This is a genomic window from Nonomuraea turkmeniaca, assembly GCF_005889735.1.
Classification (GTDB): domain Bacteria; phylum Actinomycetota; class Actinomycetes; order Streptosporangiales; family Streptosporangiaceae; genus Nonomuraea; species Nonomuraea turkmeniaca.
This window is the reverse complement of the sequence record NZ_VCKY01000017.1, coordinates 24,475-50,443: the sequence shown is the minus strand read 5'-3', so window position 1 is coordinate 50,443 and position 25,969 is coordinate 24,475. Positions and strand designations below refer to the sequence as shown.

Below are 25,969 nucleotides of genomic sequence, written 5' to 3'. Positions count from 1 at the left end.
CGCCGTCTCAGGGATCTCTCAGGTGCGGAAAGTAGGCTCCTCGTCATGAAGCGTGTGGCCGCGCTGGTGGCGGCACTCGCACTCATCGGGGTGACGACGTGGCTGGTGTGGCCGTCGGCTCCGAAGGTGCGGGCCCAGGACCAGAAGATAACCGTCGTCGATGGACCATCCGACGACCAACGGGTGGAGCTCGATACGACGTTCTTCCCGCCACCAGGGGGCGGGAAGGCCCCTGCCGTGCTGATCGGCCACGGTTTCGGCGGCAGCAAGCAGAGCGTGAGGCAGCAGGCGATCCGTGTCGCACAGGACGGCTACGCGGTGCTGACCTGGTCGGCGCGCGGCTTCGGCCGCTCGACCGGCGAGATCGCGCTCAACTCGCCGGACTACGAGGTCAAGGACGTCAAGCAGCTGATCGACTGGCTGGCCAAGCGTCCAGAGGTCCTGCTGGACGCCTCGGGCGACCCGCGCGTGGGCATCGTGGGCGGCTCGTACGGCGGCTCCATCGCCCTGATGACGGCGGCCCACGACCAGCGGGTCGACGCGATCGTGCCGCAGATCACCTGGTCCGACCTGGCCGACGCGCTCTTCCCCAACGCGGCCACCCAGACCCCGTCGGCGCCCACCACGGCGAGCCAGGGGACCGGCGCCTCTGACCAGGGCGGCGAGACCGCGACCGCGGCCTCCACCGGCGAAGGGGCGGGCGGCACGTCGTCCACCGCCGCCGGCCAGGAGACGGCGGGCGCCGGATTGGGCCAGCCTGAGAGCGGCGTGTTCAAGCGCATGTGGGCAGGCATCTTCTTCGGTCAGGGCGTCTCGCTGGAGAGCTTCGCGCTGCAGGGCCAGGGGCAGCAGCAGGCGGCCGAGCCGCTCACGCCGCAGCAGGCGCGCTGCGGCAGGTTCCTGCCCGCGATCTGCGACATCTACCAGCAGGTCGCCGAGGACGGTAAGGCCACGCCGGAGGCCGTCGCCCTGCTGCGCAAATCGAGCCCGATCACCGTGGCCGGCCAGATCAAGGCGCCCACCCTGCTCCTGCAGGGCCAGCGCGACTCGTTGTTCCCGCTCAGCCACGCCGACGCCAACGCCAAGGCGATCGCCGCCGCCGGCACCCCGGTCAGCCTGGCGTGGTTCGACGGCGGGCACGACGGCGGCAACGGCGAGGCCGACTGGCTCTTCGAGCAGTCCTCCGCCTGGTTCGCCCGCTACCTGAAGGGCGACGGCGCGGCTCAGACGGCACCGCCGGTCAGCGCGTTCACGGTGACGCGCGACGGCGGGCGCGACCCGGGCACCCGCCAGCGCATCCGCCTGCACCCCGAAGCCGCCTCCTACCCCGGCCTCGCGGGCACCGACACCACGACCGTGCAGCTGAGCGGTCCGGAGCAGAGCGTCGTCAACCCGCCCGGCGGCGCCCCCGCCTCCCTCTCGACGGTGCCGGGCATCGGCGGCCTGCTGGGCGGCCAGAACACCGCCGGAGTGTCGATCGACATGCCCGGCCAGAGCGCCGCGTTCGAGTCGCGGCCTTTGACGGCCCCGCTCCAGCTCACGGGCAGCACCACCGCCAAGATCAAGGTGACCGGCACGGGCGAGGCGACGCTGTTCGCGAAGCTCTACGACGTGGCCGACAACATGCAGCCGCCGGCCTTGCCAGCCGGGCTGGTGGCGCCGATCCGGGTGACGATCCCGGAGGGCGCGGGCAGCGTGGAGGCCACGATCACCCTGCCCGCCGTGGACCACCGCTTCGCCGTCGGTCACCGGCTGCGTCTGGTGGTGACCACGACGGACATGGGGTTCGCGACCGCCGCCGAGCCGGCCACGTACCAGGTGTCGCTCGCCTCCCCCACCCTGGCCGTCCCGACGGTGCGCACGCTCGCGGCGCCGCCGTCCGGGGTCGCGTGGTGGGTGTGGGCGATGCCGCTGGCCGCCGTGGTGATCGCCGCCGCCCTGCTGGCGACCGGCCGCACCTCGTCCCTCGCCCCGGCGGGTTCCAGGGTGCGGCGCCGGGCCGTGCCCACGGTGGCGGGCAACGGCGCGGCGCACGACGCGGCGGCAGCCGTACAGAGCGCTCACGATGCCTCGCCCGAGCAGGGCGGCAAGCCGGTGCCGCTGGAGATCAGGGGGCTGACGAAGGCGTACCGGAACGGGGAGCTGGCCGTCGACGGGCTGTCGTTCCGGGTCGAGCAGGGCCAGGTGCTGGGCCTGCTCGGGCCGAACGGCGCAGGCAAGACGACCACGATGCGGATGATGATGGGGCTCATCCGGCCGGACGACGGCGAGATCCGGATCTTCGGCGACCGCGTGACGCCCGGGGCGCCGGTGCTCTCCAGGCTCGGGTCCTTCGTCGAGGGCCCCGGTTTCCTGCCGCACCTGTCCGGCCGGGACAACATCGAGCTCTACTGGGCCGCCACCGGCCGCCCGGCCGCCGACGCCCACTTCGACGAGGCGCTGGAGATCGCGGGCCTGGGCAAGGCGCTGGAACGTGCCGTACGCACCTACTCCCAGGGCATGCGGCAGCGACTGGCGATCGCGCAGGCCATGCTGGGGCTGCCGGACCTGCTCGTGCTCGACGAGCCCACGAACGGTCTCGACCCACCCCAGATCAGGGAGATGCGCGAGGTGCTCAAGCGCTACGCGCGCGACGGCCGTACCGTGATCGTCTCCAGTCACATGCTCGCCGAGGTGGAGCAGACCTGCAGCCACGTCGTGGTGATGCATCGCGGCCGGCTGGTCTCCGCCGGGCCGGTGTCGCGGCTGCTCACGTCGGAGTCCGCTGGGGCCTCCACGGGCAACGGGCACGGACTGCGGCTGGAAGACGTGTTCCTCGACCTCATTGGAGACAAGTCATGACCGCCGCGCCGGGCTACGCGCCCCGCCGCACGCTGCCGCTGCGGGTGGAGATCATCAGGCAGTTCAAGCGGCGGCGGACGATGGTCATGTTCGGGCTGCTGCTGGCGCTGCCGTGGATCCTGGTGATCGCGTTCCAGTTCGGGCCGCAGTCCAGCGGGCCGCAGCAGGCGTCGCTGCGCATCTCCGACCTGGCGACCGAGAGCGGACTGAACTTCGCGGCGTTCGCCCTGTCGGTGTCGGCGACCTTCCTGCTGGTGGTGGCGGTCGCCCTGTTCTGCGGCGACACCGTGGCCAGCGAGGCCAACTGGTCGTCGCTGCGTTATCTGCTGGCCGCCCCGATCCCCCGGGACCGGCTGCTGCGGCAGAAGCTGGTCGTGGCGCTGGGCTACTCGGCGGCGGCGGTGATCTGCCTGCCGCTGATGGCGCTGCTGGCGGGCACGCTGGCTTTCGGGTGGAACGACATCCAGGTGCCCGGCACGGGTGAGACGATCCCGGCGTTCGACGTGCTGCCGCGCTTCGGCATCGTGATCGGGTACGCCCTGGTCAGCCAGCTCGTCGTCGCGGCGCTGGCGTTCTTCATCTCGACCGTCACCGACTCACCGCTGGGCGCGGTCGGCGGGGCGGTCGGGCTCTGGATCGTCTGCAACATCCTGCAGGCGGTCGAGGCGCTCGGGGTGCTGCGCGAGTTCCTGCCCACGTTCTGGAACAACGCCTGGGTCGATGCCCTGGCGCCGGAGCTGGACTGGAGCGGCATGGCCAAGGGAGCTTCGGTGTCGATCACGTACGCGGCCATCTTGATCGCGGTGGCCTTCCGGCGCTTCCGCCGCAAGGACGTGGTCAGCTAGCCGCCCGCTGTCCCGATGACGTGGGGAGGCCGTCGTAGGCGGCCAGGACGATGCCCAGGGCGCGTTCGTCGGTCATCTGGTTCATCACGTACGCCACCGGCATGCGGGCGTCGACATCCACCAAGACCATGGCTGGGGCCTGGCGGGTCCGTTCGTCTGTTCTCGTGAGCCGAACGGTTGTCAGATGGCGCGGGCGAAGGTGACCAGGCGCGTGCCAGGGCCGTTGTAGTCCGGGACCGGGTCACTCACCGTGAAGCCCATACGCCGGTGGAAGGCGATGGACGCCTCGTTGACCGGCGAGGTGATGGCCTTGACCAGATGCCGGTTGTGGGCGCGGGCCAAGGCGAAGAACCGCTCGTACATCGCCCGCGCCACTCCCCCGCCCCGTGCGGCGGGAGAGACACCGACGAAATGGATGTACGCCTCGTCCGCGGCCGACGGCGAGAGGAACCCGACGAGGAAGCCCGCCATGCCCTCGGGCCCCTCCGCGACCAGGCTCGTGCGATGGAAGTGGTCGAGGAAGAGCCGGGGCAGTGAGCCCATGACGGGACGGCCCCACCACTCGTCGACCACGGCCGCCATGGCGTCGTAGTCGGCCGGCGTGGCGGGGCGCACCGCGTGTCCGCTCAACGTGTCAGTCCCAATGCGGCGGCCGGTTCTCCACGAAGAAGTCGTCCGGGTCCTCGTCCGGGAGGTCGTCGCCCCAGCCCAGGTCCCTGTCGTCCGCCGTCTGCTCGGGGTAGAAATCTTCCACGGCTGACATGCTACCCAGACGGACAAACCAACACCCGGCGTGTCCGCAGGTCCAGGGACATGTCGCGGTCGCGGCGGTACGATGCGGGAGCAGGTGTCACCTACCCCCCGGAAGGCTGCTCATGGCCACCCCGACAGGCCGGCCTCGAGAAGGCAATCTGCCGGCGGAGCTCACGAGCTTCATCGGCCGGACGCGTCTCCTGGCCAACCTCAAACGACACCTCGGCGAGTCACGCCTGGTGACCGTCACGGGCATCGGGGGTGTGGGCAAGTCGCGCACAGTGCTGCGGATGGCTCACCAGGTGCGCTCCCACTATCCCGACGGCGTCTGGTTCGCCGATCTCGCCCGGCTGCAGGACACGGGCATGGTCAAGCACACCATCGCCTCCGCGCTGCGCATCGCCGACCAGTCGACCCGCGCGGAGTCCGAGACGCTGTCGGAGTGGGTGGGCGAGCGGGACATGCTGCTCATCATCGACACGTGCGACCGCGTCGTGCAGGGGGCCGCGGAGCTGGTGCAGGAGCTGCTCGAGGCGGCGCCCAACCTCAAGGTCATGGCCACCAGCCGGCAGTCACTGAACCTGCCGTACGAGCATGTCGTTCCCGTCCCGCCGCTGCAGGTGCCCGGCGAGGACCCGGCGGAGACCTATTTCGTCAATGAGTCCGTACAGCTGTTCGCGGCCCGGGCCGGGGCGAGTGTGCCCGACTTCCGCCTGGACGAGGACAACATCAACGCGGTGGCCGAGCTGTGCCGGCGGCTCGACGGCATCCCGCTGGCGATCGAGCTGGCCGCGGTGCGGCTGCGGGCGTTGTCGGTGGAGCAGATCCTGGGCCTGCTGGCCGACCGGTTCAGCCTGCTCGCCGGCGCCAGCCGCACGGCGCTGCCGCGGCACCAGACGTTGCGCGCGGCCATCGGCTGGAGCCACGAGCTGTGCGAGCCGGCCGAGCGGCTGCTGTGGGCGCGGTTGTCGGTGTTCGCGAACGACTTCGAGCTCGACGCCGCCCGCTTCGTCTGCTCGGACGCGCGGCTGCCGGCCGAGCAGATCACCGACCTGGTCACGGGCCTGGTCGAGAAGTCGATCCTGATGATCAGGAGCCACCACGCCGGGGTCAGATACAAGCTGATCGACACCTTGGCGGACTACGGCGACGAGTGGCTGGACAAGCTCGGCCAGAAGGGGCAGATGCGCCAGCGCCATCTGGAGTACTACCTGAGCCTGGCCCAGCGTAGTGAGGACGCCTGGTCGGGACCGCGGCAGATCTACTGGTTCGTCCGCATGCGCCAGGAGCACGACAACGTGCGGGTGGCGCTGGAGCATGCGCTCAAGACGCCCGGTAAGGAGATCCTGGCGCTGATCCTGCTGTCGTCGTTGTGGTTCATGTGGGTGTGCTGCGGCTTCGCCCGCGAAGGCCGCCTGTATCTGGAGCGGGCGCTCGAGGTCAACCCCGACCTGAGCAAGGAACGATGCAAGGCGCTGTGGGTGCTGTCCTACGTGAAGAGCGCCCAGGGCGACAGCGTGGGCGCACAGGTCGCGGCCGAGCAGTGCAGCACCGAAGCGGTCCGGGTGGGCGACTCCAAGGCCGTGATCCTGGCCTCGAAGATGCAGGGCACGGCCGCGATGTTGCAGGGCGACCTCCAGAAGGCCAGCGCCCTGCTCGGCGTGGCGATCGAGTTCAACACCGACAACAAGGAGCTCAACCCGGGGCTGCTCCCGGCCATCGTGGAGCTGTCCATCGTCCTGACCACCCAACAGGAGCTGTACGAGGCCGAGTCGCTGCTGCAGGACTGCCTCCAGGTCTGCCGCGAGCGCGGCGAGTTGTGGCTGAGCTCGTACGCGCACTGGGCGCTGTCGCTGCCGATGCTGGCGATGGGCAGGGCGGACGAGGCGTTGCGCACCGCCCTGGAGGGGTTGCGGATCAAGCGTCACTTCCACGACACCGTCGGCACGCTCATGGTGCTCGAGACCGTCGCCAAGATCTACTCGTCTCTGGGCCAGACCGAGCGCGCCTCCCGGCTGCTCGGGGCGCTGCACCAGAACTGGCGTACCTCCGGCCTGCCCATGCTGGGCGCTCCTTTCCTGACGGCAGATCACGAACGATGCGTCCTGGAGTGCAAGAGGGCTCTCGGCGAGGACGGCTACAAACTGGAGTTTGAGGCGGGTGCAAAACTAGACCTGGACGAAGCGGTCACTCTTGCACAGGAGGAGTTCGACACCCCTTAACTCCCCGACCGCAATACTTTCGGCTTCCAACCCGTAAATACGTAAACGATTGGGCAAATTCCGCACCGGGTACTCCCCACGAGAACAACATCTGTCCCAATGAAGGGGCATTTACCACGGTTTTTCATGGGGAGGCTGCGCACCCATGCCCGAAATCCCACCTGTATCCCTGCCTGACCCTTCCATCCCGTACGCGTCAAAGATCAACCCCTTCGAGGCTGTGGTGGCCGAGCACACCATCGCCTGGGCGCGGACGCTGAAGCTCATCGAAGACGAGACCGCGACCTCGCGCTTCGCAGGGGAGTCCTACTCCCGGCTCGTCGCCAGGCTCTACCCGGAGGCCTCGGTGCCGGTGCTCGCGCTGGCGGCCGACCTCAACAGCTGGTTCCACGTCTACGACGACCAGTTCGAGCTCGCCGAGGTGGGCTCAGACCCGGACCTGGCGCGGCGCATGGCCGACAAGTTCCGCGCGGTGCTGGACGGCGCACCGCTCGACGCCACCGCGGGACCGATCCTCCACGGCCTGGCCGACATCCGCGACCGCATGCGTCTGCACGCCGGCGCTCAGTGGTGGCACCGCTTCGCCACCCACCTCCAGGACTGTTTCGAGACCGCCCAGTGGGAGGTGGACAACCGCACGAGAGGACGGATCCCCGACCCCGACAGCTATGTCGAGCACAAGCTCAACATCGCCTACGTCCCGCCCTCGTTCGACCTCATCGAGCTCGCCGAGCAGTTCGAGGTGCCGGACGAGATCCGCGCCTCGGCCGCGTACCGCACCCTCGTCCACGAGGCAGGGCACGTGGTCGTCTGCACCAACGATCTCATCGGACTGCGGCGCGAGCTGCTGCAGGGCGAGTTCCACAACCTCGTCATCGTCTACTGGAAGGCCCTGAGCTGCCCCCTCCAGGAGGCCGTCGAGATGGTCGACCAGAAGATCTCCGAGCGCGTCGGCGTCTTCGAGGCGGCCAAGGTGGACCTCCTGCGCGTCTTCGACGAGCTCGGCACCGACCAGAACCGGCGGCACGGCACCCTGCGCTGCGTCACGGGGCTCGAGAACTGGATGCGCGGCTACCTCGACTGGGCCAAGGAGACGCGCCGCTTCGCCGACCCGGTGCTGCGGGGCCAGGTCACCGGCTTCCAGCGCGAGTTAGTCGACTAGAACAACCCCCAGGCGACTAGAACAACTCATCCATGCCGAACATGCGGGCCGTGTCCACAGCCGAGGGCACGCCCGCATGGGGGTCGGCGCCCGCGTCGACGAGCGCTCTGACCACCTCCAGCTCCTTCTTGAAGACCGCTCCGGCCAGGGGCGTCTGGCCGCGGTCGTTGGACCGGTCGACATCGGCGCCCAGCTCGATGAGCATCCGCACGGTCGGCGCATGACCGTGATAAGCCGCCAGCATCAGCAAAGTGTCACCTTTGCCGTTGGTCAGGTTGACCGGCAGCCCAGCCTCGACGTACGCGCGTAGGGTCTCGGTGTCGCCCGCCCTGGCCAGGTCGAACATCCTGGCGGCGAACTCTTCCAGCTCCGGCTCCCCGTCCATGCACTCCATTGTGCCCCGATAGGGTTTCCCCCCAACGGAAGCGTTCCGCCCCACCACGGGCGCGGAATCGTTCTGGCTCGCCATAGGTTCTGGGAAAGAGTACCTACGGAAAGGCTGTCCAACGTGTTCGACCCGAAGGATCTCTACAAGCTCGCAGATGACGCGCCCGAGCTGCATGATCCGGTGTTGCTGTACCACTTCGACGGCTTCGTCGACGCGGGCGGCGCCGGACGTCTCGCGCTGGGCCACCTGCTGGCAGAGCTGGAGCACCGGGTCGTGGCGACGTTCGACGTGGACCGGTTGCTCGACTACCGGTCACGCCGGCCCATCATGACCTTCGACACCGACCGCTGGGTCGAGTGCGAGAGCCCGGAGCTGGCCGTTCATGTCATGAGCGACTCGACGGGGACGCAGTTCCTGGTGATGAGCGGGCCTGAGCCCGATCGGGAGTGGGAGCTGTTCACCAAGGCTGTGGGGGCGCTGGTGGCGCGGCTGGGGGTGAGCAAGCTGGTGACGATGCACGGCATCCCCATGGCGGTGCCGCACACCCGGCCGCTGGGTCTGACGATGCATGCGAGCAGGCCCGAGCTGATAAATTCGCAAACGAGCGCGTTCGGGCGTGTCCAGGTGCCGGGGAGCGTGGCCGCCCTGATCGAGTTCCGGCTCGGGGCGGAGGGGCATGACGCGTTGGGGTATGCCGTGCACGTTCCGCACTACCTGTCCCAGGCCGAGTACCCGACCGCCTCGGTGGCCGCGCTGGAGGCCGTGACGCGGGGGACGGGGTTGGTGTTCCCGATGGAAACGCTCCACGAAGCGGCCCAGCGGACGAACGTGGAGATCGAGGAGCAGATCCAGGCCTCCGCCGAGCTCTCCACCGCCATCAAGGGGCTGGAGCAGCAGTACGACGCGTTCGCCGGCGGCGCTGAGCGCGAAAACCTCATCGCCGAGTCGACCCCGATGCCGACAGGAGATGAGCTCGCTGCTCAGTTCGAGCGGTTTCTTGCCGAGCGGGACGATCCTCAAAGCCCATAAACCTTTTTTCCTGTACGGCGGTGCCGGGTGGGCCGCTACACGGCGTGCTTCGGCAGGCCCTCCAGGACACGGCCTCTGAGCCCTTCACGGGCGGGGCGCCGTTACGGAGCGTGTTCTGGGCCGGCTAGGTGGTTTCGATAGCCTGGGCCGATGAGTGAGATCCGGGTGGGGCTTGTTGGATATGGCGTTGCGGGGGCCTACTTCCATGCGCCCTTGATCCATGCCACGCCGGGGTTGTCGTTGGCCGCTGTGGTGACCCGGAATGCCGAGCGGCAGGCCGAGGTCGGTGCTCGGTACGGGGCTGCGGGGGTTTCGGAGGTCGAGGAACTGTGGGGGCGGTGCGATCTTGTCGTGGTCGCGTCGCCCAACAGGACGCATGTTTCCCTGGCCGCGGCGGCCATCGACCGGGGGTTGCCTGTTGTCGTGGACAAGCCGCTGGCGCGGACCGCTGAGGAAGGGCGGGGCCTCGTGCGGCTGGCCAAGGAGCGTGGGGTCATGCTCACCGTCTTCCAGAACCGGCGGTGGGACGGCGACTTTCTCACCGTGCGGCGGTTGGCCGGTGAGGGGGCGCTGGGGGAGGTGCGGCGGTTCGAGTCGCGGTTCGAGCGGTGGCGGCCGCTGCCCAAGGGCGGATGGCGAGAGACCGGCGGGCCCGAGGAGGTCGGTGGGCTGCTCTACGACCTCGGGAGTCATCTCGTCGACCAGGCCGTGCAGCTACTGGGGCCGGTGCGGGAGGTCTACTGCGAGAGTGACGTCCGGCGTGAAGGAGTGGCCGCGGATGACGACACGTTCGTCGCGTTGACGCATGCCGATGGGGTGCGGTCGCATCTGTGGGTCAGCTCCGTGGCGGCGCGGCTCGGGCCGCGGTTTCGGGTGCTGGGGTCCGAGGCGGCGTATGTGAAGTACGGGCTGGATGTGCAGGAGGAGCGACTGCGGGCCGGGGTCTCGCCCGACGCGCCGGGGTTCGGGGAGGACGAGGAGGCTCGGTGGGGGGTGCTCGGCACGGACGACGAGCACCGGGTCGTGCGCACCGAGGCGGGGGCGTACCTGGACTTCTACCGCGGGGTCGTGGCGGCCTTGCGGGACGGGGCCGCGCCGCCCGTGGATCCGGAGAGCGTCGTCGAGGCGCTCTCCGTCATCGAGGCGGCGCGGTCGTCGGCCGATCGGCGGATCGTCGTCCGCCTGCCCTGAACCTGCGATGCCCCGGACGTCAGGCGACCTGACGTCCGTCCCGAACGTCAGTCGCGCAGGCGGGAGCGGAGGGACTCCGTGTCGGTGGTCGTCCAGCCGTGCTGGGTCAGCCAGCCCATCGGGCCGCCGAAGCGGTCGTCCAGGACACCCAGGAACTGCTCGATGTACTTCGCCCGGGGCTTGTGGTCGTCCGCCGGCCTGGAGTCCAGGTCGCCGCGGTAGGTGTCGCTGCCCCGCAGCCGCTCGAGAACCAGCTCCAGCCGCTCGCCCGTGGCGACGTAGTCCTCCACGATGGCCTCCCTGGTGGCGCCGGCCACCTCCAGCGCCAGTGCCGACAACACGCCCGTGCGGTCCTTGCCCGCCGCGCAGTGCACCAGCGCCGCCCCGTCGTCCAGCGCCATCGCGCGCAGGGCCGACACCACCGCGGACGGGCGATCACGCAGGTAGCCGAAGTAGAAGCCGGTCACCCTCAGCTCCTCGTCCAGCACCCGCTCCGCCCACGGCAGCACCCGGTCGCCGTCGATGGTGCCAGGAGCGGTATCCGCCTCGACGTCGGTGTGCCTGCCGCCCTCGGCGAACAACGTCAAATGGTGATGCCGCACCTCCGGCACCAGAGTCAGCGGGCCCGGGCCCTCCAGCGAGACCTCCGCGTTGGAGCGGAGGTCCACGACGTGCCGCAGCTTCAGCTCGCCCACCAGGAGGTCCACGTCCCGGGGCGTGAGCCCCTGCAGATTGTCGGCGCGGAGGATCCGCCCACGCCGAGTGACGCCTCCGTCACGCGTGGGAAGCCCGCCCAGGTCACGCGCGTTGACCGCGCCTTCTAGATCGATCCACCTCATCATTTCGCTCATTATCTCGACCCTATATGTCCACCAAATATGAGCAGATTCGAGGTTCATAACGCAGCATGAACGTATGGATCCACGAGCTCTGCCTCCACGGCTGGTGATCGATCCCTCGCTGCCCCCGGAGATCTCGGTAGAGCTGCGGTCGAGCCCGCACATCCTGCGCATGGCTCGAACCGGCAAGCGAATGGACACCACGTACAACCCCGCCCTGCTGTTCGTGCTCCCCGGCTTCCTCTTGCTGATCTTCATGGTGACCGATTGGCCGGGAGTCCTCGTGGCGAGTCTCGGCATCGGCATGATCGTGCTGCTCCGGTGGATGGCGTTGGACAGCTCCCATCGCACGACCAAACGAAGACTCCGGCTGGCGCAGACGTACGCCGAGCACTACATCCTGGGCGAGGACCTCGACTATCCCTGCCAGATGTTGCTGCGCCGAGCGCAGAACGCGGTCGAGGCGATACTCAACTCCAAGGTGCACCGCGCGGGTCTGATCGACAGCATCGACAACCAGGTGACGCTGCCGGAGGAGATCTGGCAGATCGCGCAGCGGCTGCGGAAGTTGTCGTCCATGCACGCCGAGCACGGCAAGATCATCCCCCGGGAGTTGCCTGCTGGGATGGAGGACGCGTTCAAGCCGTACACGAGTGCGCTGGACGCGGCCTGGACGTCGTTGTCGCAGCGGGTGCGGCACCTGGAGAAGTACGCCAAGCAGGTGATCAAGGCGGACAAGGTGTACCACACGCACAAGCGGCTGGAGGCGCTGGCCGCCAAGACCCCGGAGTATCAGCAGCTGATCGCCGAGACCGTCCACGACCAGCTGGCGCGCCAGCACATCAAGGAGCTGGCCGATCAGGCGGCGCACGCGCGGAGGATGTTCGAGGAGAGCATCTCCCAGGCCAGGCTGGCGGCCGGGGAGCTGCTCAGGACCCCGCTCACCTAGCCTCGGTCTCCGTCTCACGCACCGCACTTCGGCACAGGTCCTTCGGGGAAGGGTGGGAGCGGAGGCGTCCACGACCCACCGCACTTCGGCACAGGTCCCTTCGGGGAAGGGTGGGGAGCGGAGGCTTCACGGCCCACCGCACTTCGGCACAGGGTGGAGACGGGGCCGGTCATGCCGATGGGGCCGCACGTCTGAGGAGTTCGAGCGTGCGGCGCATGCCGGCCTCGTTGCCGAGGCTGCGGTAGATGTCCCTGGCCTGCTCCAGCGGCTCCACGGCCGCCTGGCGCCCGCCCGCGTCCAGGTGCGCCTCACCCAGATAACGCAGGCTCCGAGCCATCCACCACCGGTCCTCCAGCTCCTCGAACCTCTGGACGGCGCGGCGCAGCTCCGCCTCCGACTCCTCGGTCCGCCCAAGACGGGCCAGCCCCCGGCCCGCCGACACGGCGGTGCGGGCCACCCCCCACGAGTCGCCCAGGGCGACGAGGATCTCCTCGGCCCGCCGGACGTACTCCAGCTCGCGCAGCCCGTTGGCCGGGTCGCCGACCTCACCGGCTGCCCGCAGGCAGCGGGCCTCCTCCCACAACTCGCCCCGTTGCCGGAACATCTCGGCCGCCCGGTCCAGGCTGAACCCCGCCCGGGTGAAGAGGTGGGTGGCGGCCCGGTGGTCGCCCGCCGCCAGCTCGCCCCGGGCCTGCGCGGCCAGCACCTCACCGTAGACACGCAGCGTCTGGGCCTCGGAGTAGCGGTTGCCCTCGCGTTTGAAGATCTCCAGCGCGTCCTCGAGCAGGTCCCTGGCCTCCTCGGGCCGCCGCTCGGCCATCCGCATCTCGGCCAGGTTGCGCTGGGTGCGGGCCATCCACCACAGGTCCTCCTCGCCCCTGAACGCGGTGATCGCCCCGATCAGGTAGTCCTGCGCCCGGTCCAGGTGGCCGTCGCTGTACAACGTCATCCCGATCCCGCGCATGCACCTGGCCGCCCACCAGGACTCGCCCAGCTCGGTGAAGATCTCCAGCGCCCGCTCGGCCTCCTCCAGGGCCCGCCCGCGCAGGCCGAGGCCGCCGTGCACGGAGGCGCTGTCGAGCAGGGCGATGGCCAAGGAGCGGCGGTCGCCGGTCCGCTCGGCGGCCGCGCAGCCGATCTCCGCGACGGCCTTCCAGTCCGCCCAGTAGGCACGCAGCGAGTGGCACAGCGAGCAGAACGCCCTGGCCAGGCCCCACGTCAGCTCCCACAGCTCCAGCTGCCTGGCCAGGTTGATCATGGCGAGCAACGAGAGGCGCTCGGCGTTGAGCCAGTCACCGGCCCGCAGCTGCCCGTCGGCGCCGGCCCGGCGCCCGCCCCGGCTCCAATCCTGCGGCCAGCGGTTCTGCGCGGCCTCCTCGGCGCGGCGGCGGTAACCGTGGAGCACCCGCTCGATCGCGGCCCTGCGCCGCTCGGCCTCGTCCTGCCCGGCCAGCTCCGCGGCGAACACCCGGACCAGGTCGTGCAGCCGGTAACGCATGGCGCCGGTCTGGTCGGTGCCCGAGCACTCGGCGAGCTGGGCGTCGATGAGCGCCTCCAGCTGGTCGGCGCCGTCGAGGCCGGAGACGTCGAGCAGCTCGCCGGCCACCCAGCCCGGCACGTCGGGCGCGGGCAGCGCGCTGAGCAGGCGCAGCAGGCGGCGCTGCGCGCCGGTGCAGTCGTCGTAGCTGAGCTGCACCGACGCGCGCACGCTCTTGTCGACGGTCGGGGCCAGCTCCAGCTGGTCGAGGATGCGGCGGGTGTCGGCCAGCCGGCCGGCCATCTCGCGTAACGTCCACTGCTCACGGGTGGCGAGCCGGCCGCCCGAGATGTTGATCGCCAGCGGCAGGTAGTCGCAGAGCCGGACGATCTCTTTGGCGGATTCGAGGTCGTCGACGATCCGGGCGCCGCCGCTGAGCCTGGCCAGCAACTCCACGCCGTGCGCCTCGCTGAACACGCCGAGCCGCGTGTCGTGCGTGCCGTTCAGGAACAGCGGCGATCGGGACGTCACCAGCACCGCGCACCCCGACTCGGCCGGGATCAGGGGTTTGACCTGGGCGGCGTCATGGGCGTTGTCCAGGCCGATGAGGATCTTGCGGCCCTTGGTCCAGGTCAGCCAGAGCTTGCGCAGCTCCTCCAGGCCTCCGGGGTCGGTGGTCAGGCGCACGTCCAGGGCGCGGAGGAAGCCGATGAGGACCTCGTCGGGGCGTACCGGGGCGTCGACGCCGCCACGCAGGTCGGCGTAGAGCCGGCCGTCCGGGAACCACTCCGCGACCTCCTGCCCGAACCTGGTCATGAGCGCCGACTTGCCGACGCCGCCGCGGCCGTACACGGAGACGACGAGGGGCGGCGCGAGGTCCGTGGCCTTGCGCCGGGCGGCGAAGACCGCACGCAGCTCGCTCAGGGCTTCGGCGCGGCCGGTGAAGTGCTCGGGAACGGGGGGCCACTGGTCGGGCGCGACGCCGCCGTCGTCGCCGTTGACCTCCTGGCGCCTGGGCCGCGACTCGGTGGTGGCCCATGTGGTGAGCCCGACGAGGACGGCCGCCGTCACGGTCACACCGACCTTGGCGAGCGGCGGGAGCTCCCACTCGACGGACGCCGCCAGGACGCTCGCCGCTGCCGCCGCCAGGCCCGCGGAGACGGACGCGGCCCACGGCACCTTTCTTCGGCGTCTCTGCGGCTTCTCTGGAAGGTTGTCTGTTTTGTCGGGCAGGTCCCCGGTCAATGAACACCCCCTTTACGGGGGTGATTCAACCGAATGGGGTACGGCCCGCGCCAGCCGTACCCCAAGGCTTTCCGCTACAGACCGATCACGTGGCAGGTGGCGGTCATGGTCTTGGTCGGATCGCTCTCCGAGGTGGCGGTGAGCTTGACCCTGGCCAGCCGGTCACCGCCGGCCTCGCGGACCGCGTTCACGGTCACGAGCGCCTGCTTGCCGGACGCGACGGAGGCGAGGGCGTTCGGCACCTGGCTGGTCCAGCCCTTGCCTTGGACCTCGGCCTTGAGCCGGTAGACGTCGGAGTCGAGGTAGGCGCTGACGTCCTCCGGGTGCTGCCCCTGCGCCGGGGCCGCCTTGCCGGTGTTGAACAGCGGGAACTTGCAGGAGGAGATGTTCTTGCCGGCGGGGATGCCGGCCGCGGGGAGCAGCTTGACGCCGCGCTGCTGCGGTCCCGCGCCGTCGAGGGAGCGCACGGCGACCGTGTAGGACAGCTCGCCGTCGCGGTTCCGCTTCAGGTCGGTGACGTAGAAGTGCAGGCGGTTGGCCTCGTCGACGAACTCGTACTCGCTGCCCGAGTCGGTGCCCGCGTGGAAGAGGGCGTCGGACAGCTGCCGGTAGTCGCCGATCGTGATCGGCACCTTGGTGCCGTCGGGGAGCACGTAGTCCGTCATGCCGATGTCCTGCGGGTTTGCGTCGACCACCCACTCGAACGGGGGACTGTCCTGGTTCTTGGTCTTGGCCAGGAGCACGCCGGAGTCGGGGGTGAAGGAGTCGGTGCCCATGCGGTCCACGACCTCGACCGTGTAGTTCTCGTAGCCGCCGCCGTCGCAGAGCGGGTCGGCCTCTTCGCACTTGCTCTTGTCGCCGGTGTCGAAGGAGATGTTGATCCCGGCCAGCTCGTTCTGGCCCGGCTGCACGGCCCGGGCGAGGACCTTGGCGGTGACCAGGCCGGACTCGTCCAGCGCCTCCCGCGACAGGCGCAGGACGTTCTGCTCGTCCACCATCTCCAGCTTGATCTTGTTGCGCAGCATGTGCTGGGCGCCCATGGACGCGCCACCCGTGGGCGGGATCAGCCAGCGCGAGTGCGGGCCGCCGGGTCCGTTGAAGCTGCCGCGGCTGAGCATCTCCCAGATGCCGGTGTACGCCCGTTTGGGCGGCACGGCGTATGGGTTGTTGTAGTTGTCGGCGATGCCCATGATGTGGCTCAGCTCATGGGCGTACACCGCCATGCCGGAGCTCTCGGCCTGGACCGAGTCGACGCCGAAGCGGGCGTTGGGCCAGAAGTTGGAGCCGGCCTGCCAGGAGGTCCACGCGACGTAGCGGGTCCTGGACCAGTTGGTCAGGTTGGGGTCGGGCGGGCCCCACTCGTCGGTCACGTCCTCCTTGGTGGGAAACTTCATCATTCCGAACTCCTGCCATGTGGACGATTCGTCCTGGCCGGCGCTCAGGTAGAAGACGAAGTCGAACTGCGCGGCCACGTCCGGGCCCACGGCCGCGAGCCAGGCGGCGTTGCCGTCGGTACGCAGGTTCTTGGTGCAGGTGTCACCAGCCGGGCAGGCGTCCCGCTGGTACTCCATGGCGTACTCGTGGTCCTTGCCCGGCATCGTGTACGGGCCGAACCCGGTGAGCTCCACGCCGATGCGGCCACCCGAATCCTCCATCCAGTACTCGTGGATGGTGTGCCCCTTGTTGAGGTCGTTCGGGGTGTTGAGGAAGTCCTGGTAGAACTTCGCGACCTGGTCACGGGGGATGTCGTGGGCCTCGGCGCTCGGGTTGGCGTAGATCGTCGAGCCCTTGGGCTGGGTGACGACGAACGGCTGGTTGGGGTAGTCGAGCAGCACGAGCGCGCCCTTGAAGGTGCGCTTCGACCCCTTCACGGCGGGGTCGTTCCAGGAGGTGCCGGGCGGTTTCTTGTAGTCCGCCCACGTCATGTGGTCGGGATTCTCCCAGTTCTGCGGGTCGATGGGCTGGATGCCGGCCGGCGGACGACCGCGTAACGTCTGGGCGTCGTCGAGGGGGGTGTCGCGTTGCCACGGCTGGGTTTGCGGCCAGTGGTCGCGCCGCCACGGGTGCTCAGGATCGGTGGGGGGTGCTGCGGAAGCAGGGGTCGCCAGCAGGCTCACCGGGATCAGCACGATGGCCGCCAGTAAACCCCTCAGCAGCTTCTTCGGGGCGTTCACGGATCGACGGTATAGACGTTATTGACGGAGATCACCGAACAGTTGTAGGGAAGACCTGTAGCTCGATGTCCTACAAATGTTGAAATATGCACGTGAGGGGGTGGTTGTGGCGGATCTCCAGCGGGCCGTTGACGAGCTCGCCGCCCGTCTCGGCCGCCCCTTGTTGCTCGAGGACCGCGTGCAACGCGTCGTGGCCTACAGCGAGCAGAACGGCGCCATGGACGACATCCGCCGCGACTCGATCCTGCGCAGGCACACCACCCCCGACGTACGCCAGTGGTTACGCGCGGCCGGCGTGCACGAGGCGCCCGGCCCCATCCGCACCCCGGGTGCGCCCCACCTGGGGCTGCTGCCGCGCGTGTGCGTACCGGTGCGGCACGCCGACGGGCTGCACGGCTTCCTGTGGTTCATCGACGCGGAGCCGGCCATGTCGGACGCGCAGGTCAGCGAGGCCGCGGCCGCCGCCCCAGGGCTGGGACTGGCGTTGTTCCACGAGAGCCTGGCCAGCGGGCTCGCCTCACACCGGGAGCTGGAGGCGGTCACCGGGCTGCTGCTCGGCGAGCCGGACGCGGCCAGGCAGCTGATCGAGGCAGGCGCGTTCCCGCAGGCCGAGGTGGTGACCGTGCAGGTGGCCAGGCCGCTGGCCGCGGAGCCGTCCGACCCGCTCCGGCTGGCGCTGGAGCAGGGACTGCTGGCGCTGCGGCGGCGACTGAGCGGGCACCATCCGCTGCATCTGGTCCGCTACGACCACGCCGTGCTGCTCACCGCCGGGGCGCCGGTCTCGCCGGACGAGCTGCACGCGGCCATGCCGGTCCCCGTGGTGGTCGGGGTGGGGCGGGCCAAGACCGCGCTGACGGAGGCGGCGAGGTCGTACCAGGAGGCCAGGCACGCGGCGGAGGTGGCCGCTCGCGTGCCGGGGCTCGGCGGGACCGCGGAGTGGGCACGGCTGGGCGTGTACCGCCTGCTCACCCACCTGCCCGATCAGGAGCTGCATCCTGGGCTCGAAGGGCTGTTCGCGGACGCGCAGTACCTGCCGCTGCTGGAGACGCTGGAGACGTACCTGGACCTGGCGGGGAGCGCGGTCGCCACGTCCCGGGCGCTGCGGCTGCACCGCACGTCGTTGTACTACCGGCTGCAGCGGGTGGAGGAGCTCGCCCGTACGGACCTGAAGGACGGCAATGAGCGGCTCGCCCTGCACCTGAGCCTGAAGCTGGCCCGGCTGTCCGGACGCTACCTACCTCGGGATTTGCCTGGTTCGACCTAATTGATTCCATGGCGTCACTCACGTTTAATGCCCTGAAGGGGAAATCCGACGGGAGTGCTGATGCCCTCTGCTGCGACGCGTGCTGGACCTACGGCAAGTCGGCCTGCCCGGCCGATCACAGGACGGGGCGCCGGAGCTCGGCCCGCGCCGGTCGTACTCCACTCCGCGCCGCTCGTCCTGCCCGTCTGCGACGACCCCCTTCGCGACGGCGCCGTGGTGATCAGAGGCGATCGGGTGCTCCAGGTGGGCTTGCGGGCCGAGCTGCTGTCGTGTTTTCCCGTCAGCGAGGAGCGCCGGTGGCCGGGAATGATCGTGGCGGGGCCGGTCGACGCCTGCTCGGCCGGGCCCTCGACCGTGCCCGGGGTGACCGCGCGGGCGAGCGTGGTGCGCGACATGGCCGATCACTCGGTGGCGCCCGGCATCACGTACGTCGAGGTGCGCGCCGCCAGCGAGGAGGAGTGGGAAGAACGCGAGCGCGACGCCGTCATCACGGCCATCCGGGAGGTCGACCGGCCGTGCGCGGTGGGGATCGCGGCACGCACCAGGAACCCGCAGGTGCTGGAGGATGTGGCCGTGCTGGCCAGGACGTTCGGGTTGCGGCTGCTGGCCGACCTGGACCGGCACTCCCCCACCGAGCTGGACGAGGCAGGAGTGCTGGGGCCGCTGTGCCACGTCATCTGCACGCGGCCGCTCGATCCCGGCGAGCGAAAGCTGCTCCGGCTGCGCGAGACCGTGGTGGCCCTGTGCCTGTCGGGTACGCCCCCCGTGACCGACGTGCTGGCCCTGCTGGACGAGGGCAACCCGCTCGCCCTCGGCACGGGCGGCTCGCCCACCGGCTCCGGGACGCCGGCCACTGAGGCGGCATCCGAGCCGGCACCCACGGGGTCCGCCCCAGGGCCGCTCGGGCTGGCGAGCGCCGTCAGACGGCACGCACGCGAGCTCGGACTGCGGCCGCGAGGGCTGGATCGGCGGCTGGTCGAGGCGGCCACGATGGGCGGCGCCAGGGCGCTGGGCATGGATCGCGGGCCGGGCCGGATCGGATCGCTGGGCCCGGGCGCCCGCGCGGACTTCGCCGTCTTCGACGCACGCGGCCGCTACCCGTACGCCGCGCTCCTGGCCGGGCCGCCCTGCGTCGGCACGGTCGTCGGCGGCGTAGAACGTTGAGACCTACCTGAACTGGTCGTCCACCACGGTCAGCAGCTCACTCAACTGCTCGCGCTGTTCCTCCGACAACACCGCGAACAGCTCCTCGCCGGCCTGCCTGCGCGCGTCCCGCGCCAGCCCGGCGGCGGCGCGCCCCTCAGGGGTGATGACGACCAGCGTCGAGCGGCGATTGCCGGGATCGACCTGCCGGCTCACCAGCCCCGCCTCCTCCAGCGCGTCCACGACCGGCGTGAGGGAACGCGGCACGATCCGCAGCTCCTCGGCCAGTCGCACCATCCGCAGCGGCCGCTCGGGCTCGGCGTCGGCGAGCACGCGTAGCGCTCGCGCCTGGCTCGGGCTGAGCCCGAGCGGCACCAGCCGCCGCACGTACCCATGCCGCAGCCGCCGGCTGACCAGGTGCAAGAGCTCGGCGAGCTCCTTCTCCTCCATGCCCGCAAGTTTAGCCGGAACAAATATGAGTTAACCTCTGTTTGAGTGGACATCTGAAAGGAGCACCCACTTGGAGGAGGAACCCCGGGCGCCGCTGCGGCGCATCATCACGCTGTTCCGCGCCTACCGCGGCCGCCTGGCCCTGGTGGGCTCACTCATCCTGCTCGCCTCTCTCGTGTCGCTCGCGCAGCCGTTCCTGCTGCGCGAGGTGCTGGACGTGGCGATCCCGGCCAGGGACGCCGGACTGCTCGCGCTGCTCGCCATAGGCATGATCGCGGTCGCGGTCACGACCAGCGTCTTCGACGTGCTGCAGACGCTGATCTCCACCACGGTCGGCCAGCGGGTCATGCACGACCTGCGCATCTCGGTGTACGCGCACCTGCAGCGCATGTCGCTGGCGTTCTTCACCCGTACCAAGACCGGTGAGGTGCAGTCCCGCATCGCCAACGACATCGGCGGCATGCAGCAGGTCGTCACCTCGACCGCCTCCTCCCTCGTCTCGAACCTCACCACCGTGATCGCCACCATCGCCGCCATGGTCGCGCTCGAGTGGCGGCTCACCGTGATCTCGCTCCTGCTGCTGCCGGTGTTCGTGTGGATCAGTCGCAAGGTGGGCGCGGAGCGCAAGCGCATCACCGCCGAGCGGCAGCGCAAGCTGGCGAAGATCGCCTCGATGGTGCAGGAGTCACTGTCGATCAGCGGCATCCTGCTGGGCCGCACGATGGGCCAGGCCGCCGGGCTGACCGGGCGCTTCGGCCGGGCCTCGGACGAGCTGGCCGATCTCGGCGTGCGCATGAGCATGGCCGGGCGCTGGCGTCAGGCGTCCATCCAGATCGTCATGGCGGCCATGCCCGCGATGATCTACTGGGCCGTCGGCTACACCGGCACGATCTCGGTCGGCACGCTGGTGGCGTTCACGACCTTGCAGACGAGCCTGTTCCGGCCGGCGGTGTCGCTGCTGCGGCTGGGCGTCGAGGTGCAGAGCTCGCTGGCGCTGTTCGGCCGCATCTTCGAGTACCTGGACCTGCCGGTGGACATCCACCCCGGCACCCGCACGCTCGAGCGCGTACGCGGCGAGGTGCGTTTCGAGGACGTCGGCTTCTCCTACGGCGAGACCCCCACGCTCACGGGCGTGGACCTCGTCGTTCCCGCCGGCACGAGCCTGGCCGTGGTGGGCGAGACGGGCGCGGGCAAGACCACGCTCAGCTACCTGCCGCCCCGGTTGTACGACGTCACGAGCGGGCGGGTGACGATCGACGGCGTGGACGTGCGGGAGCTGACGTACGAGACGCTGAGCGCGACGGTCGGCGTGGTCTCGCAGGAGACGTACCTGTTCCATGCCTCGATCGCGGACAACCTGCGCTTCGCCCGGCCGGAGGCCACGGACGAGGAGCTGGAGGCGGCGGCGCGGGCCGCGCGCATCCACGATCACATCACGTCGCTGCCCGACGGCTACGACACGCTGGTGGGCGAGCGCGGCTACCGCTTCTCCGGCGGCGAGAAGCAACGCCTGGCCATCGCCCGCACGCTGCTGCGCGATCCTCCGGTGCTGATCCTCGACGAGGCCACCAGCGCGCTGGACACGCAGACCGAACGGGCCGTGCAGGAGGCGCTCGACACGCTGGCGCGGGGACGTACCACGATCACCATCGCGCACCGCCTGTCCACCGTGCGCGACGCGGATCAGATCGTCGTGCTCGACCGCGGGAGGATCGTCGAGCGCGGCACCCACGACGAGCTGATGGCGCGGCGCGGCCACTACGCGGCGCTCGTGAGCCGGGACCATCCCGTCGAACTGGTCTGATGCCTTTTTAAACGTGTATTGCCTCACATTCCGGCTGGACCGGAATCCCTTCGCCGGGAGAGCACGTTGGATCCCCCGGCGAATCTCCAAGGCAAGGACACGTTTTGTTCTCGACTTCCTCCACGTTCAGAGCCCTGCGTCATCACAATTTCCGGCTCTGGGCGGGAGCGGACATCATCTCGGTGACCGGCACGTGGATGCAGGTGCTCGGGCTCAACTGGCTCATCCTCGAGATGACGGGCTCGGCGGCCAGCGTCGGGCTCAGCCTGGTCATGCAGGCGCTGCCGACGTTGCTGCTGGGCATGTGGGGCGGAGCACTGGCGGACCGGCTGCCGAGCCGTCCCGTCGTGGTCGCGGCGCAGCTCGCGCAGGCGGCGCTCGCGGCCGTGCTCGCGGCCATCGTCGTGACGGGCGTGGACTCCGTGACCCCGATCTACGCGGTGGCGCTGGCCGGCGGCGTGGTGACCGCGCTGGGCGGACCGGCGCTCGGCCGGTTCGGGGCCCAGGTCGTGCCGCCCGCGGACCTGTCGAACGCGATGGCGCTCGGCTCGCTGCTGAGCTCGGCCGGCCGCATCCTGGGCATGAGCCTGGCCGGCGCGCTGCTGCCGGTGACGGGGAACGCCGGCCTGTTCGTCATCAACGCGGCCAGCTTCTTCGTGGTGATCGCGGGGGTGGCGGCCATGCGGCGCGAGGAGTTCCACCAGCTCGCCGCCGCCGAGCAGCAGCCGGGCGCCGTGCTCGAAGGTCTCCGGTACGTCGTCCGCACCCCATGGCTGCTCGTGGTGCTGGCGTTGTGGTTCGTCTCGGGCAGCGTCGGCCGTAACTACCAGGTCACCATGGCCGCCATGAGCGCCGGCCCCCTGGAGGCGGGCGCCGGCGGGTACGGCCTGCTGTCCACGGTCTTCGCCGTCGGCACCGTGCTCGGCGGCTTCCTGGTCGCCTCCAGGCCGCAGCTGACCATCCGGCTGCTGCTGATCACCGCGTTCGCGATCGGGGTGGCACAGGCGCTGAGCGGGCTGATGCCGGGGTTGTGGTCGTTCGCGGCGTTGATGCTGCCGATCGCGGCGGGCGCGGTGGCTCTCGACACCACCGTCTCGGCACGCGCGCAACTCGACAGCCCCGAACCGATGCGTGGCCGGGTCATCGCCGCGCTGTCCATCGTGAGCGCGGCCTCGGGCGCGCTCGGCGGGCCCCTGCTGGGCTGGCTCAGCGACACACTCGGGCCGCGGATCGCGCTGGAGATCGGCGGCGTGGCCTGCGTGACAGCGGCCCTGGTCGCGGCCATGGCGCTGGCCAGGCTCTCCGGCCGGACGATCAGGCAGGCCGCCCGGCTCCGCCCTCGCCTGGAGCAGGCCTGACTAGGGGGTGAGGAGCTTCTTACCGTACTTGCTTGCATTCCTCTCTACAGGTAACCTACAAATGAAGTTAGAGGTTAGCTGCAGAACCACGAGCAGCAAGGAGGTTTGGAGATGCTCTTGACCTCGATCGATCCGTTCTTCCAGGAGTTCGAGCGCCAGTTCAACCGTCTGGCTCAGCAGACCTTCGACGCCGGCGGGTCGGTCATGCCCATGGACGGGCTGCGCCGCGACGACGACGTGCTTCTTCGCTTCGACCTGCCCGGCATCGACCCCGACTCCATCGAGGTCACGGTCGACCGCGGCGTGCTCAGCGTCAGCGCGCGCCGTGAGCAGGAGATCGCCGAGAATGAGCGCCTGTTCGTGCGGGAGCGTCCCATGGGCACGTTCACGCGGCGCGTCTACCTCTCCGAGCACCTGGACAGCGACAAGATCGACGCCGGCTACGCCAACGGCGTGCTGACCGTCCGCATCCCGGTGCTGGAGCGCGCCAAACCGCGCAAGGTGGAGATCCAACGAGGCGAGTCGAAGGCCATCAGGGCCTGACCGCGACAGTCGGTACGGGGGGCGGACACGCCGGGTCCGCCCCCCGTACCATGAGGAGGCCATGATGGCCGATCTGCCCTTCGACGACGAGCACGCCGCCCTCTACTCCCTTGGGCAGGTGGCGGAGATGCTCCAGGTGCAGCAGGCCTACCTTCGGCGGCTGGACCGGCACGACATCATCAGCCCGAGCCGGTCGAGCGGCGGCCAGCGGCGCTACTCCCGCCGTGACATCATGACCGTCCAGCACGTCACGCGGATGACCGAGGAAGGCATGACGCTCATCGCCATCCGGCGCATCCTGGAGCTGGAGCGAGAGCTCGCCGCGCTGCGCGAGGAGCTGAAGGAGGCCCGGGCGCGGCTCGGCGAGTCCGAATGAACCCCGAGCCGCCGGGTAGCAGTGGCCACCATGGCAACCGACGTCATCACCCTGATCACCAAGGACCACAGGACCGTTGAGTCCCTCTTCGAGAGGCTGAAGAAGCAGGAGGGCGACCAGAAGGCCACCGTGGCCGAGCTGCACGCGCTCCTCATCGCCCACGCCCGCGCCGAGGAGGACCGGGTCTACCCCGGCCTCGACGCGCATCACAGCGTCGAGGAGCACAAGGAGGCCGAAATCCTCCTCGACGCTCTGGTCAGGTCGCAGCCCGGGACGGCGGAGTTCCGCAAGACCCTGGAGCAGCTGATCGAGTCCGTCACGCACCATGTCGAAGAGGAGGAGAGCAAGATCCTCCCCGCCCTGGCCAAGAAGGCCGGCGACAAGGGGCTGAAGGAGCTGGGCAAGGCGTTCCAGGAGCGCAGGGCGGAGGAGCTTAAGGCGCTCAGCGTCCCCAAGCAGGCCGGCGCCAGCAAGGCGGAGTTGTACGAGCAGGCACAGAAGGCCGACATCCCCGGCCGGTCCCACATGGGCAAGGAAGAGTTGGCCGAGGCCCTAAGGCACGCCAAGTCGTAGGATTCCGGGCCGCTCCCTGGGTAGGGGGCGCATATGACCGAAAAACCTCCGAACCGGCACGGCATGAGCGATGAGCAAGCGATCGAGGTCGCTGAGTGGACCGACGATCTCGGGCTCCATCATGAGGTCGTGGAGGACGACCCGCGGCGCAGGGACACTCTCGACGAGCGCCTGCGCCGCGAGGCCCCAGATCGGCTCCGCGAGCCTCGTTCCCAACACCGGCTGACACAGCCGGACGAGGGCCTGGAACCGGACACTGAGGACGAGGAGATCGGCGAGGACTGGGGCGACGACGACTCCTCGGACCTGTCCGCAGAGGAGCGGGCGGTCCGCATCGATCCCGGCGAGAACCTCAGGTGATCCTCCGCGCGGCGGCCAGGAGGGCATGCAGGTCGTCGGCGATCACGTCGGCGCCCGCCGCTTCCGGGCGCGCGGCGTGCAGGTAGCCCCACGGGCCGCGGCGCAACAACGCGGTACGCATGCCCGCCCGCGCCGCCGGGAGCACGTCGTTGTCGAGCCTGTCCCCCACGTAGAGGATCTCGGCGGGCTCCCTGCCCGCGACCGCGGCCACCTTGGCGAAGAACTCCGGCTGCGGCTTCTCCACGCCCCATCCCTCAGAGGTGTGGATGGAATCGGCCGGCAGGTCCATCGCGACCAGAGCCTCGTAGGCGCGGCGGGGCTGGTTGCCGGCGATGATCACCTGGTACCCGGCCGCGCGGAGCTCGGCAAGCGCTGCGCGCACGTCCGGGTAGAGGTCGTCGGCGTCAAAGTGGTTACGCAGGCCGCCGGGGTCGTCGCGCTCCCAGGCGGCCTCCTCCGCGCGCAGGTCGAAGCCGGGCCGAACGAGCTCGAACGCCTCCACGTGCGGGCGATCGAGCGCGGCCATGCCGCCGAGCGCGCCCATCAGCACGAAGCCGCTCACGCCCAGCCGATCGGCCCAGCGCGACCAGATGCGCGTCTCGTCGATGAGCGTCTCCCCGACGTCGAACACCACAGCCTTGACCATCAGTCCCCCAGCTCCACCCTGTTTCAGCTCAGTCATGTGGGCACGTGACGAACGCCCGACAAATAACCATAAGGGGGATTTTTCATGCAACCGGAGCGTGACGCGAAAGACCGCCGGCTCGACGCCGACCGCGTGCCACTGGACGACCGCAATCTGACCACGGACCAGGGCATCCCGGTCGACGACACCGACAACTCGCTGAAGGCGGGCACCCGCGGCCACACGCTCATGGAGGACTTCCACGTCCGCGAGAAGCTCACCCACTTCGACCACGAGCGCATCCCCGAGCGCGTCGTCCACGCCAGGGGCGCGGGCGCGTACGGGATGTCGAAGGCCC

General features: G+C 69.9%; 23 protein-coding genes and 1 pseudogene. 16 read left to right on the top strand and 8 right to left on the bottom strand.

The features are described from left to right. Positions 1–45 precede the first annotated feature (45 nt). Both ETD86_RS07460 and ETD86_RS07455 read left to right on the top strand, forming a co-directional pair. On the top strand, positions 46–2,841 hold the full coding sequence (locus ETD86_RS07460; RefSeq protein ID WP_138665360.1) for an alpha/beta fold hydrolase: 2,796 nt from the start codon (positions 46–48) through the stop codon (positions 2,839–2,841). Beyond that, complete coding sequence (locus tag ETD86_RS07455; protein ID WP_138665359.1) at positions 2,838–3,686, top strand: ABC transporter permease; 849 nt, start codon at positions 2,838–2,840, stop codon at positions 3,684–3,686. Before ETD86_RS07460 ends, ETD86_RS07455 begins: the two co-directional genes overlap by 4 nt. On the opposite strand, the gene ETD86_RS54895 is transcribed toward ETD86_RS07455, so the two are convergent. Further along, on the bottom strand, positions 3,679–3,816 hold the full coding sequence (locus ETD86_RS54895) for a hypothetical protein (protein ID WP_170222930.1): 138 nt from the start codon (positions 3,814–3,816) through the stop codon (positions 3,679–3,681). The genes ETD86_RS07455 and ETD86_RS54895 overlap by 8 nt on opposite strands. A gap of 50 nt (positions 3,817–3,866) precedes the next feature. Further along, on the bottom strand, positions 3,867–4,316 hold the full coding sequence (locus ETD86_RS07450) for a GNAT family N-acetyltransferase (RefSeq protein WP_246147739.1): 450 nt from the start codon (positions 4,314–4,316) through the stop codon (positions 3,867–3,869). Positions 4,317–4,561: 245 nt separating this feature from the next. Here ETD86_RS07450 and ETD86_RS07445 point away from each other — a divergent pair, with 245 nt between their 5' ends. Both ETD86_RS07445 and ETD86_RS07440 read left to right on the top strand, forming a co-directional pair. Continuing rightward, entirely contained in the window at positions 4,562–6,661 is a 2,100-nt protein-coding gene (locus tag ETD86_RS07445; protein WP_138665358.1) for an ATP-binding protein, read from the top strand. A gap of 145 nt (positions 6,662–6,806) precedes the next feature. Further along, positions 6,807–7,823 (top strand): terpene synthase family protein, encoded by a 1,017-nt coding sequence (locus tag ETD86_RS07440; protein ID WP_138665357.1) that lies wholly within the window; start codon positions 6,807–6,809, stop codon positions 7,821–7,823. Between the two features lie 16 nt (positions 7,824–7,839). Here ETD86_RS07440 and ETD86_RS07435 read toward each other — a convergent pair whose 3' ends face one another. Further along, positions 7,840–8,217, bottom strand: a complete 378-nt coding sequence (locus ETD86_RS07435; protein WP_138665356.1) for an ankyrin repeat domain-containing protein — start codon at positions 8,215–8,217, stop codon at positions 7,840–7,842. Between the two features lie 114 nt (positions 8,218–8,331). On the opposite strand from ETD86_RS07435, the gene ETD86_RS07430 reads away from it, so the two are divergent. Together ETD86_RS07430 and ETD86_RS07425 are read left to right on the top strand one after the other, a co-directional pair. Then, positions 8,332–9,240: a proteasome assembly chaperone family protein gene (locus tag ETD86_RS07430; protein WP_138665355.1), complete on the top strand. Its 909-nt coding sequence runs from the start codon at positions 8,332–8,334 to the stop codon at positions 9,238–9,240. A gap of 150 nt (positions 9,241–9,390) precedes the next feature. After that, the gene (locus ETD86_RS07425) at positions 9,391–10,431 is read left to right on the top strand and encodes a Gfo/Idh/MocA family protein (protein WP_138665354.1); all 1,041 of its coding nucleotides are present in this window, start codon (positions 9,391–9,393) and stop codon (positions 10,429–10,431) included. Positions 10,432–10,478: 47 nt separating this feature from the next. Here the strand turns inward: ETD86_RS07425 and ETD86_RS07420 are convergent, their stop codons facing one another. Then, entirely contained in the window at positions 10,479–11,282 is an 804-nt protein-coding gene (locus ETD86_RS07420) for a tyrosine-protein phosphatase (protein ID WP_138665353.1), read from the bottom strand. Between the two features lie 64 nt (positions 11,283–11,346). Here ETD86_RS07420 and ETD86_RS07415 point away from each other — a divergent pair, with 64 nt between their 5' ends. Beyond that, positions 11,347–12,219 carry a hypothetical protein gene (locus tag ETD86_RS07415; RefSeq protein WP_138665352.1) on the top strand — a complete coding sequence of 291 codons (873 nt, stop codon included), beginning with the start codon at positions 11,347–11,349 and terminating at the stop codon, positions 12,217–12,219. A gap of 169 nt (positions 12,220–12,388) precedes the next feature. Here the strand turns inward: ETD86_RS07415 and ETD86_RS07410 are convergent, their stop codons facing one another. Together ETD86_RS07410 and ETD86_RS07405 are read right to left on the bottom strand one after the other, a co-directional pair. Further along, the gene (locus ETD86_RS07410) at positions 12,389–14,875 is read right to left on the bottom strand and encodes a tetratricopeptide repeat protein (RefSeq protein WP_170222929.1); all 2,487 of its coding nucleotides are present in this window, start codon (positions 14,873–14,875) and stop codon (positions 12,389–12,391) included. Between the two features lie 140 nt (positions 14,876–15,015). Further along, the gene (locus ETD86_RS07405; protein WP_246147738.1) at positions 15,016–17,115 is read right to left on the bottom strand and encodes a M6 family metalloprotease domain-containing protein; all 2,100 of its coding nucleotides are present in this window, start codon (positions 17,113–17,115) and stop codon (positions 15,016–15,018) included. A gap of 106 nt (positions 17,116–17,221) precedes the next feature. Here ETD86_RS07405 and ETD86_RS07400 point away from each other — a divergent pair, with 106 nt between their 5' ends. Then, positions 17,222–18,379 (top strand): PucR family transcriptional regulator, encoded by a 1,158-nt coding sequence (locus ETD86_RS07400; protein ID WP_138665350.1) that lies wholly within the window; start codon positions 17,222–17,224, stop codon positions 18,377–18,379. A 216-nt stretch (positions 18,380–18,595) separates the two neighbouring features. Continuing rightward, positions 18,596–19,543, top strand: coding sequence for an amidohydrolase family protein (locus ETD86_RS07395; protein WP_170222928.1), 948 nt, complete (start codon positions 18,596–18,598; stop codon positions 19,541–19,543). Between the two features lie 3 nt (positions 19,544–19,546). Here ETD86_RS07395 and ETD86_RS07390 read toward each other — a convergent pair whose 3' ends face one another. Continuing rightward, complete coding sequence (locus ETD86_RS07390; protein WP_138665348.1) at positions 19,547–19,972, bottom strand: MarR family winged helix-turn-helix transcriptional regulator; 426 nt, start codon at positions 19,970–19,972, stop codon at positions 19,547–19,549. Positions 19,973–20,042: 70 nt separating this feature from the next. On the opposite strand from ETD86_RS07390, the gene ETD86_RS07385 reads away from it, so the two are divergent. The 6 genes from ETD86_RS07385 (at position 20,043) to ETD86_RS07360 (ending at position 24,986) form a co-directional block, all read left to right on the top strand. Next, a complete protein-coding gene (locus ETD86_RS07385) occupies positions 20,043–21,776 on the top strand; it encodes an ABC transporter ATP-binding protein (protein ID WP_246147736.1) in 1,734 nt (577 codons plus the stop codon). A 104-nt stretch (positions 21,777–21,880) separates the two neighbouring features. Continuing rightward, entirely contained in the window at positions 21,881–23,134 is a 1,254-nt protein-coding gene (locus ETD86_RS07380) for an MFS transporter (RefSeq protein WP_138665346.1), read from the top strand. A 111-nt stretch (positions 23,135–23,245) separates the two neighbouring features. After that, a complete protein-coding gene (locus tag ETD86_RS07375) occupies positions 23,246–23,677 on the top strand; it encodes an Hsp20/alpha crystallin family protein (protein ID WP_138665345.1) in 432 nt (143 codons plus the stop codon). Positions 23,678–23,738: 61 nt separating this feature from the next. Further along, entirely contained in the window at positions 23,739–24,053 is a 315-nt protein-coding gene (locus tag ETD86_RS07370) for a MerR family transcriptional regulator (protein ID WP_138665344.1), read from the top strand. Between the two features lie 30 nt (positions 24,054–24,083). Then, positions 24,084–24,626 carry a hemerythrin domain-containing protein gene (locus tag ETD86_RS07365; RefSeq protein ID WP_138665343.1) on the top strand — a complete coding sequence of 181 codons (543 nt, stop codon included), beginning with the start codon at positions 24,084–24,086 and terminating at the stop codon, positions 24,624–24,626. A 63-nt stretch (positions 24,627–24,689) separates the two neighbouring features. Beyond that, positions 24,690–24,986: a DUF5709 domain-containing protein gene (locus tag ETD86_RS07360; RefSeq protein ID WP_138665342.1), complete on the top strand. Its 297-nt coding sequence runs from the start codon at positions 24,690–24,692 to the stop codon at positions 24,984–24,986. Here ETD86_RS07360 and ETD86_RS07355 read toward each other — a convergent pair. Continuing rightward, entirely contained in the window at positions 24,979–25,668 is a 690-nt protein-coding gene (locus ETD86_RS07355; protein ID WP_246147734.1) for an HAD family hydrolase, read from the bottom strand. The genes ETD86_RS07360 and ETD86_RS07355 overlap by 8 nt on opposite strands. Before the next feature lie 48 nt (positions 25,669–25,716). Here ETD86_RS07355 and ETD86_RS57990 point away from each other — a divergent pair. Further along, positions 25,717–25,956 (top strand): annotated as a pseudogene (locus tag ETD86_RS57990) (catalase); the annotation flags it as partial. Positions 25,957–25,969 lie beyond the last annotated feature (13 nt).

Bases quoted from the DNA above. Each gene is read 5' to 3' on its own strand.
- ETD86_RS07455 (WP_138665359.1), top strand. From the start codon at position 2,838: ATGACCGCCGCGCCGGGCTACGCGCCCCGCCGCACGCTGCCGCTGCGG.
- ETD86_RS07370 (WP_138665344.1), top strand. From the start codon at position 23,739: ATGATGGCCGATCTGCCCTTCGACGACGAGCACGCCGCCCTCTACTCC.
- ETD86_RS07375 (WP_138665345.1), top strand. From the start codon at position 23,246: ATGCTCTTGACCTCGATCGATCCGTTCTTCCAGGAGTTCGAGCGCCAG.
- ETD86_RS07440 (WP_138665357.1), top strand. From the start codon at position 6,807: ATGCCCGAAATCCCACCTGTATCCCTGCCTGACCCTTCCATCCCGTAC.
- ETD86_RS07435 (WP_138665356.1), bottom strand. From the start codon at position 8,217: ATGGAGTGCATGGACGGGGAGCCGGAGCTGGAAGAGTTCGCCGCCAGG.
- ETD86_RS07420 (WP_138665353.1), bottom strand. From the start codon at position 11,282: ATGAGCGAAATGATGAGGTGGATCGATCTAGAAGGCGCGGTCAACGCG.
- ETD86_RS07360 (WP_138665342.1), top strand. From the start codon at position 24,690: ATGAGCGATGAGCAAGCGATCGAGGTCGCTGAGTGGACCGACGATCTC.
- ETD86_RS07425 (WP_138665354.1), top strand. From the start codon at position 9,391: ATGAGTGAGATCCGGGTGGGGCTTGTTGGATATGGCGTTGCGGGGGCC.
- ETD86_RS07365 (WP_138665343.1), top strand. From the start codon at position 24,084: ATGGCAACCGACGTCATCACCCTGATCACCAAGGACCACAGGACCGTT.
- ETD86_RS07390 (WP_138665348.1), bottom strand. From the start codon at position 19,972: ATGGAGGAGAAGGAGCTCGCCGAGCTCTTGCACCTGGTCAGCCGGCGG.
- ETD86_RS07415 (WP_138665352.1), top strand. From the start codon at position 11,347: ATGGATCCACGAGCTCTGCCTCCACGGCTGGTGATCGATCCCTCGCTG.
- ETD86_RS07445 (WP_138665358.1), top strand. From the start codon at position 4,562: ATGGCCACCCCGACAGGCCGGCCTCGAGAAGGCAATCTGCCGGCGGAG.
- ETD86_RS54895 (WP_170222930.1), bottom strand. From the start codon at position 3,816: ATGGTCTTGGTGGATGTCGACGCCCGCATGCCGGTGGCGTACGTGATG.
- ETD86_RS07355 (WP_246147734.1), bottom strand. From the start codon at position 25,668: ATGACTGAGCTGAAACAGGGTGGAGCTGGGGGACTGATGGTCAAGGCT.
- ETD86_RS07460 (WP_138665360.1), top strand. From the start codon at position 46: ATGAAGCGTGTGGCCGCGCTGGTGGCGGCACTCGCACTCATCGGGGTG.